This window comes from Nostoc sp., assembly GCF_036916655.1.
Lineage (GTDB): Bacteria > Cyanobacteriota > Cyanobacteriia > Cyanobacteriales > Nostocaceae > Nostoc.
Window position 1 is genome coordinate 20,925 of sequence record NZ_JBALFY010000098.1, and the last position, 7,325, is coordinate 28,249.

Sequence of the window (7,325 nt, forward strand, 5' to 3'; positions counted from 1 at the left end):
TTAGCTTTACAGCCAGAAGTGAAATTAGGATGAAAATCTAAAGATACTCGACTTCTTTGAGAAGTCGGAGATATGGTTGTTTACTTATCACTCAAAATTGTGTAAGCATCATTAACTAAGTGCATTTTCTCTTGTGCTTGTTTTAGCAGTTGTGGCTGATTCACAAATAAATCTGGATGCCATTTTTTTACTAAAGTTCGATAAGCCTGCTTTACCTCAGCCAAAGAAGCATTTGTTTGCAATCCTAAAATGCCGTAGGCGCGAGTAATCTGATCTTTTTCCGCCTGGGTTTTGGGTTTATTTGGTGCTTTGTTGCTTTGAGTTGTATTTTGCTGTTTGCCAGTTTCAGAACTAGGCGATGTCTGAGAAGCCTTAGGGTTACGCATCTCTGCTTTCATTCGTGCTATTTCTTCATTGAGTTCCCAATCACGAAATTTTGCCTCAACTTCTTCTTTCCGTGGAGAGGGAGAAGCTTTTGGCGGTGGTGGAGAAACAGATTTTACCCTTGTCTGAGTATTCTTAGCAGGATTTTCCTGTTGTTGCTTAACACCAGTATTTTTTTCAGGAGAAGTTTGAACTCTTTTTGGCTGTGGCGAATATTTTCTTTTAGTGTTGTTGGATTTGGGTATTTCTTTATAAGGTTGATAATTTGAGAGTATTTTTACCTTTTCTAGCTCTCGTAGGAACTGATTAAAACCATTTTGTAACTGCTGCAAGTTTTCACGTTTATTAGCAAATTCTAGTGGTTCTTGGCTGACTTCAAAACAAATTACTTTATTGACCTTTTGTTCGTATTCATCTAATATTGATAACCCTTGACTGCTAAAATTAGATAAATAATCTTCAACCGCAGTTATACAAAGTTTAGCAACGTCCTGATGATAGGATTCCTTTGCTAATTGTTCGTCTTGTTTTTGGATATTCTTGTTTAGCAAATAAGAAATACTCCCGACGACAGCAGCACCCACTGGGCCGCCTAACAACCAACCAATACCACCACCAACAGCGATGGAACCAGGTTCGCTCAAATCATCAGTATTACTTGGCTTTGGCGGTAGTATTACTTGTGGTTCACTAGGAAAACGAATTAATAAATCTTGTGGTCGTTCTTCTTGAAAAAAGTCGTAAGCTTGATAAAGCCATTTCACCACAGCAAATTGCAACTGAGTCAGGTCTTTTTTAAGAATATTTGTTTGCCAATGTTTAAAGTTATTCTCTGCCAATGCCACAGCCGCATCAGCTTGATATTTTGTGAGTAACTTAGGTAATGCTAGCCAATCGCGTAACTCTCCCACGCTAGTAACAAAACCTTTATAAATTAAGTCGGCTGCTTTTTGTTTAATTTCAATTTAAAAGCTGCATTAATATCTTTTTCAGCAGTTAATGTCCAAGCAGCAGATTTGTCAGTGATATATTGCTCAAAAGCTTTTTGCAGTGCGGTGTTAAATGCTTCTCGTTTACCACTACTGAGAAAATCAAACAGATTCAATTCTGGCTGATAGCGTAAGAAGTCGGTTTCAAAGGTGTTACCTAAATTTAAAACATAGCTGCGGAAAGATTCAGAAATCGTTCTTGCTTGAGTGTCTCTGGTATTGATAATTTCTTTTTGGAATTGATCTCGAATACCTGTGAGTTTGTTAAACTCTGGTTCTACTGAATCAATCCGTTTTTTCAATTCATTTACATCTTGGTCAAGTAATGGTATACGTCTAGCAACTGCTTCGCGGGTATGATTGCTAACAAGTCTTGCTAAGGTTCTGACTTGACGGAGTTCTGCGATCGCACGTTCTCTGGTAAGAAAAGTATTAAGGGCTTCCATAAACTTGGGAAAGCCAGTCCCATCTAAATCAGCTTGAGGGTTCTTCAACCGTCGTCTGAGTGCTTGAATTGACGAAAGCTCAAATACGCGTTCGTCATAAATATTCTGACCTTCTACAGTACAATATTCTGCTAAATTCGCGTGAAATACTTGCCGTAATCTATTCTCAGATGCTTGTAATTCTTCGACATCATCAGGATCAATCAATGATTCCCGCACCTGATCCCAAGCATTAACTAAGAAGAAAACTGTCAACCCTCGACCTTTAATATAATTTTCTAGATAGCGACGTTCACCCAAGGTGCAAGGTTGGGAAGCTCTCATCACGAACAAAATTGCATGGCAGTTATTTACATAACCCAAAGATAATTCGTTTCGCGCTTCTGTATCATTCAATCCTGGGCTATCGACAATTTCAATTCCCTTCTCTAATAGTGTTAAGGGATACTCCACTACTGCATAATCAACATCGGGAAATGCTTGTTTTTTCTCCTGCTCTAGTTTTTTGGCTTCAGCCGGATCAATGGTATATTTATATTTAAAGTTCTGAAAATCTAGTTGTTGTGGACTTTTCCCATCATTAAAATGAATAGTAACTTTCTTTTCTGGGCCATAGCGTAAAACTGTTAAAACTGCGGTATAAGGGTTAACGTCACTTGGTAATAAGTTTTCACCAATCAAAGCATTGAGAAAGGTGCTTTTACCCCGTTTCATATCGCCCAAAACTAAAAGGCGAAATACTCCTTGACGGAGATTTTTACTAGCTACTGTAATATCTTCAATATCTCGCTCTAAACTGAGTTTCCCTGATGAAGAATCTCCAGCTAACTCAGCTTTACTAATTGTTTCAGCCAGTTTACTCAAACATACAGCAATCTCCGATCGCACTTGAGCAACCCGCTCTAAATCTTGGATGAATCTGTCAGTTGCTACCTGATTTGTCATAAAATTTACACCTTAATTAAAGATTAGGTTTTTTAGATTCCAAAAATAATTTGTAAGACATCCACCCCAGCGCACCAACAATAATAAACCCAGCCAAAACTGAGGCTATTCTCACTGCAACCAGTGCTACCACACCAAGAGCAAACAGTTTTCCACCCAGAATCACTTTTTGCATCCAAGGTTTCTGAGAATTTTCTGGTTGATGCTTCACAGTTTGATGAAAAGCCGCATCGGTAGTATGGAGGTCAGTTTCCATTTCCCGGAGTCGCAATTCAACTTCTCGTTCTCGTAGTAAACGTTCCCGGTGTTCAAGTTCTTTTTGGCGATCGCTCTCAGATGTCATCGGTGTTCATCCCGTCTAAGACAATGAAAAGATATCAGCATTTACTTATCAAGTATGCTGTATACTAACTTACGTAAATATTTAGCAACCCCAGTAAAATTACTATTTAAATTTGATCTTGACCCCCTTAAAAAGGGGGTCAACCCAGGCGGGGGGATCTTATTCAAACTGTATCGGGTGTAATAATGCCTACTTGTCGCTCATTATACTGTCTGTGTAGCAGCCGCTTTTGAGTCTGCGGTGGATTTTAACCGGGTAATGGTGGCTTTACGAATGCGATCGCTTTTGCGTACCCCGCCTGTCATCTCGTATTCCCGGCTATCTTTGCCATACTTCGACACTACACCGCTAACTAAGCGTTCTGAGGTTTCGCAAATGTTCTTTTCAAGGGTTTCTATTTTTGCCTTTGCCGAATCAATGGCAGTTAGCATCATATTATACTGGTCGATCTGGTTGCGGAGTTGTCCGGTTAACTGGATTAAATTGTCTAAACTGACAGAATCACCAAAGTCAAGGTTAGAATCAATCGATTTAAATCCGATTACTCTCTTTTCGGTTTTTTCTAGCACGGAAGAGCTTCTTTGTTTGCGTGGCATCAATCTATGCTTTTTACTAAACTTTATCTTTCTAGAGTGTCTCAATGGGACAATGGAGCGGTTCAGTAAAGCTTACAAAAATAGGTATTTTTTTTAATAAGATTGGCTTACTAGCTCAGTAATTGCACGAGGTTAGACAAGAAATCGTTCAGAATAGATTTGTGTTCTGACAGAATGGACTTGTGTTTTGACAGAATGGACTTGCGTTCTGACAGAATGAACTTGCGTTTTGACAGAATGGACTTATGTTCTGGCAGAATGGACTTGTGTTCTGGCAGAACGGACTTGTGTTCTGACAGAATGGATTTGTGTTCTGACAGAATGGACTTGTGTTTTGCCCCCATCTGTCCTGATTTTATAGTTGAACTGCGATCGCATCAATGCAGTATCTCGCCAATCACGCGATTTGTACCAGCTTATCGGCGAGAATTTCGGGAAAAAGGTGATAATACGGTGAAGGTTACTGTGGAAACTCCTGCTGTCAGCCATGCCCCTAAACTTCACCTTCGCCCTCAGTCAACAGCAAACTTTTGAACTGCGCTGTGATTATGGCTTACGTCGCCTGGATAAAACGGAGTTGGCAGCACTCATTGATTTGTGCGAGCAAAATTATTATGCTCAACAAAGAGATCATCTACCTTATCTCACTCAGTTGGGACAGCAACTTTATCAATGGCTGGATGGTAATGAGGGATGGCTGAGAAAAGCGCTGGATGAGGCGGATGAGCAAACGATTAATCTAGATTTGATTCAAACCAGCGAAGCGCAGGGGTTGAACCCGGAAACAGAACGTGTAGCGTTGGGATTGGCACATTTGCCTTGGGAATTGCTAGATGATGGCAGTGGGTTTTTAATAGAACGCCAGAATCTTTCCGTTTTACCAGTGCGTTCTGTGCAGCAGCGTCAAACCCAAGTGATTGGCGTGCAAAATCGCCCGTTGCGGTTGTTGTTCATGGCGACTTCTCCTGAAGATCCGAGAGTTCCACCACTAGGGTTTGAGCGGGAAGAAGCAAACATTTTGCAAGCAACTAAAGAGCAGCCTTTGGCGTTGATTGTCGAGGAAAGCGGCTCGGTTGCAGAATTAGCTAATTTGGTGAAATCCTACGCAGAAGACTATTTTGATGTTTTTCACCTCACGGGACACGGAATAATTTACACCCAACAAAGCTACGGCTATTTGCTGCCAAAAGGTACAAAACTGGCAGACAATACCCCCTGCTTCATCACTGAAGATGAGGTGGGGAATATGCAGCTTACTACCGTCAATGATTTAGCTAAAGCCTTTCGCGGACGCTGGCCGCGTGTAATTTTTCTCTCTGGATGTCATACGGGACAGGTTGCTAACAAGGGGACAGTACCCTCGATGGCGCAAGCGTTGGTGAAGGCGGGAGCAGGTATAGTTTTAGGCTGGGCGCGTCCGGTGTATGACCGCACGGGTATTGTAGCGGCACAGGCACTTTATCAAGCTTTGGCGACGGGGGCAACTGTTGAAGAAGCAGTCAAAGCGGCGCAGCAGGAGATGATTGAGAAAGAATGCACCGACTGGCATCTGTTGCGGATGTATCGGGATACGCGCCCCATTGCAGAACTGGTAACACCTCTGAGAACAAAAAATCGTGAAAGGCTGAAGTTTACACCGTCAGAGCAAGAATTTTTGGATGAGAATAATCAAGTTAAAGTTGCCAGTCAGTTTGAATTTGTCGGACGGAGGCGATCTTTGCAACGGTGTCTCAAAGCTTTGCAGGAAACCAGCAACCAAATCGGCGTGTTTATTGCCGGGATGGGTGGACTGGGCAAAAGTACTCTGGCGGCGCGGTTATGTACGCGGGTGCAGATGCAGCGTTTTAACTTTGCGCGAGTTGTGTTGATTGGGCCTTTGGATGAGATAGGTTTGCTGACTAAGCTTTCTAATAAGTTTGAGAGGTTTGCAGATGTTCCCCAACTGCTGAACGAACCAAAGGTGTCTCTTAAAGGACGGTTGCAAAACTTTTTTGCAGCGATTGAAAATGTTCATAACCAACCCTTGCTGCTGGTACTGGATGACTTTGAGCAAAACATCCCCATAGCTAACGTTGAAGATGGCTCACTGCGGATGACGGTAGAGGCTTACGAGATTTTAAGCGCGATTTGTACGGCATTGGCGGAAAACGGGGCAGAAAGTCGGCTGATTGTCACCTGTCGCTATTTGAAAGAAGACACCTTGCCACCTCATCGCCTGCACTTGGAATCTTTGGCAGGGATGAGCAGTAGTGATATTGATAAAATCTGCTTTCCTTTAGATAAAGAAGTTAGGCAACAGTTAAGAACTCAGCGAATTATTCACATTGCTGATGGTAATCCCCGCTTGCTGAAGTGGTTGTTAGAGGTGATTCAGCAACCAGGAATAGCGGCGGATGAATTATTGAATCGGCTGGAGGCGACTGAGCAGAAATTCCGCGAAAATATCTTGGCACAAACTCTGCTGGATGGCTTGGAATTGGAAGAACGAAAGTTTCTCGCACGGTTGAGTGTGTTTCACTTGCCTGTGAGGGAGGAGATTGTCAGGGCTATTTCTTCGACTTCCCACCCTAACGCCTGGGACTCGAAGTCCCAGGCTAATAGCGAAAGTCCTCTGAAGAGGACTGAGGATTTAGGGAAGGAAATTTCTAGTCCGCTTGAGCGGACTTCAGCTATGAGCCAGGAAATTGATTTCCTGGCGGTTGTGGGCAAGCTAAGTGGCCTCAGCTTAGTTGAGTCTGCCACCACTCACCCCACCCAGCCAGCTAATTATCGAGTGACGACAATTTTAGAATCGTTGCTAAAAAAAGTGTTGATTCAGGAAGAATGGCAAACAACGCGACAGCAAGCGGTGAGGGAAATCTATAAAGATTGGTGGGAAGAGAATGACAACCCCACGGAAGCAGAAGTACTGGAAATTGTGCGGTTGGGATTGCTGGCAAAAGAGCAGGAAATTGCTGTCAGCGTTGGAGATTGGATTGCAAGCAGTTGGGTGAACAATTCCCGCTTTGTGGAATCTTTGGAGTTATGTAAGCAAGTTCTGGCAGTTTTTCAGGATTACCGCATCTTGGCAAGAGTCGCCCGTGCTGAAGAGGTTTTGGGTTTTGTACAAGAGGCTGTTGCCCATTTTCAGCAAGCTTTAGACCTTTGCCCTGAAGAAGAATTGCAAGAAAAAGCCACTACCCTCAACAACATGGCAGCGGTATTCCGCCAACAAGGGGACATCTCAAAAGCGATCGCACTCTGGGAGCAATCCTTGGAAATATCTGAGCAGATTGGCCATGTCAAACTTAAAGCCACTACCCTCAACAACATGGCACAGGTATTCGCCGACCAAGGGGACATCCCAAAAACGATCGCACTCTGGGAGGAATCCTTGGAAATATCTGAGCAGATTGGCGATGTCAAACTTAAAGCCGCTATCCTCAACAACATGGCAGGAGTATTCGCCCAACAAGGGGACATCCTAAAAGCGATCGCACTCTGGGAGCAATCCTTGGAAATAAAGGAGCAGATTGGCGATGTCAAAGGTAAAGCCACTACCCTCCACAACATGGCAGGGGTATTCGCCCAACAAGGGGACATCCCAAAAGCGATCGCACTCTGGGAGCAATCCTTGGAAATA

At 43.1% G+C, this 7,325-nt stretch carries 4 protein-coding genes and 2 pseudogenes; 2 read left to right on the plus strand and 4 right to left on the minus strand.

Annotated elements, in window-relative coordinates:
• Positions 1–80: 80 nt before the first annotated feature.
• From V7L31_RS26085 to V7L31_RS26100, 4 genes and pseudogenes are all read right to left on the minus strand, one after another.
• Positions 81–1,349: pseudogene (locus V7L31_RS26085) on the minus strand (J domain-containing protein); the annotation flags it as partial.
• A pseudogene (locus V7L31_RS26090) lies at positions 1,349–2,764 on the minus strand (dynamin family protein); the annotation flags it as partial. The pseudogenes V7L31_RS26090 and V7L31_RS26085, both read right to left, overlap by 1 nt.
• Before the next feature lie 16 nt (positions 2,765–2,780).
• The gene (locus tag V7L31_RS26095) at positions 2,781–3,107 is read right to left on the minus strand and encodes a DUF3040 domain-containing protein (protein WP_179067493.1); all 327 of its coding nucleotides are present in this window, start codon (positions 3,105–3,107) and stop codon (positions 2,781–2,783) included.
• Positions 3,108–3,310: 203 nt separating this feature from the next.
• Positions 3,311–3,703, minus strand: coding sequence for a hypothetical protein (locus V7L31_RS26100; RefSeq protein ID WP_334698956.1), 393 nt, complete (start codon positions 3,701–3,703; stop codon positions 3,311–3,313).
• Between the two features lie 195 nt (positions 3,704–3,898).
• Here V7L31_RS26100 and V7L31_RS26105 point away from each other — a divergent pair, with 195 nt between their 5' ends.
• Together V7L31_RS26105 and V7L31_RS26110 are read left to right on the plus strand one after the other, a co-directional pair.
• Positions 3,899–4,237, plus strand: coding sequence for a hypothetical protein (locus V7L31_RS26105; protein ID WP_334698957.1), 339 nt, complete (start codon positions 3,899–3,901; stop codon positions 4,235–4,237).
• Positions 4,191–7,325 (plus strand): tetratricopeptide repeat protein (locus tag V7L31_RS26110; protein ID WP_334698958.1); only part of this gene is annotated, 3,135 nt, incomplete at its 3' end. The genes V7L31_RS26105 and V7L31_RS26110, both read left to right, overlap by 47 nt.

Coding starts and splice junctions, on each gene's coding strand:
- V7L31_RS26095 (WP_179067493.1), bottom strand. CDS start 3,107: ATGACATCTGAGAGCGATCGCCAAAAAGAACTTGAACACCGGGAACGT.
- V7L31_RS26100 (WP_334698956.1), bottom strand. CDS start 3,703: ATGCCACGCAAACAAAGAAGCTCTTCCGTGCTAGAAAAAACCGAAAAG.
- V7L31_RS26105 (WP_334698957.1), top strand. CDS start 3,899: ATGGACTTGCGTTCTGACAGAATGAACTTGCGTTTTGACAGAATGGAC.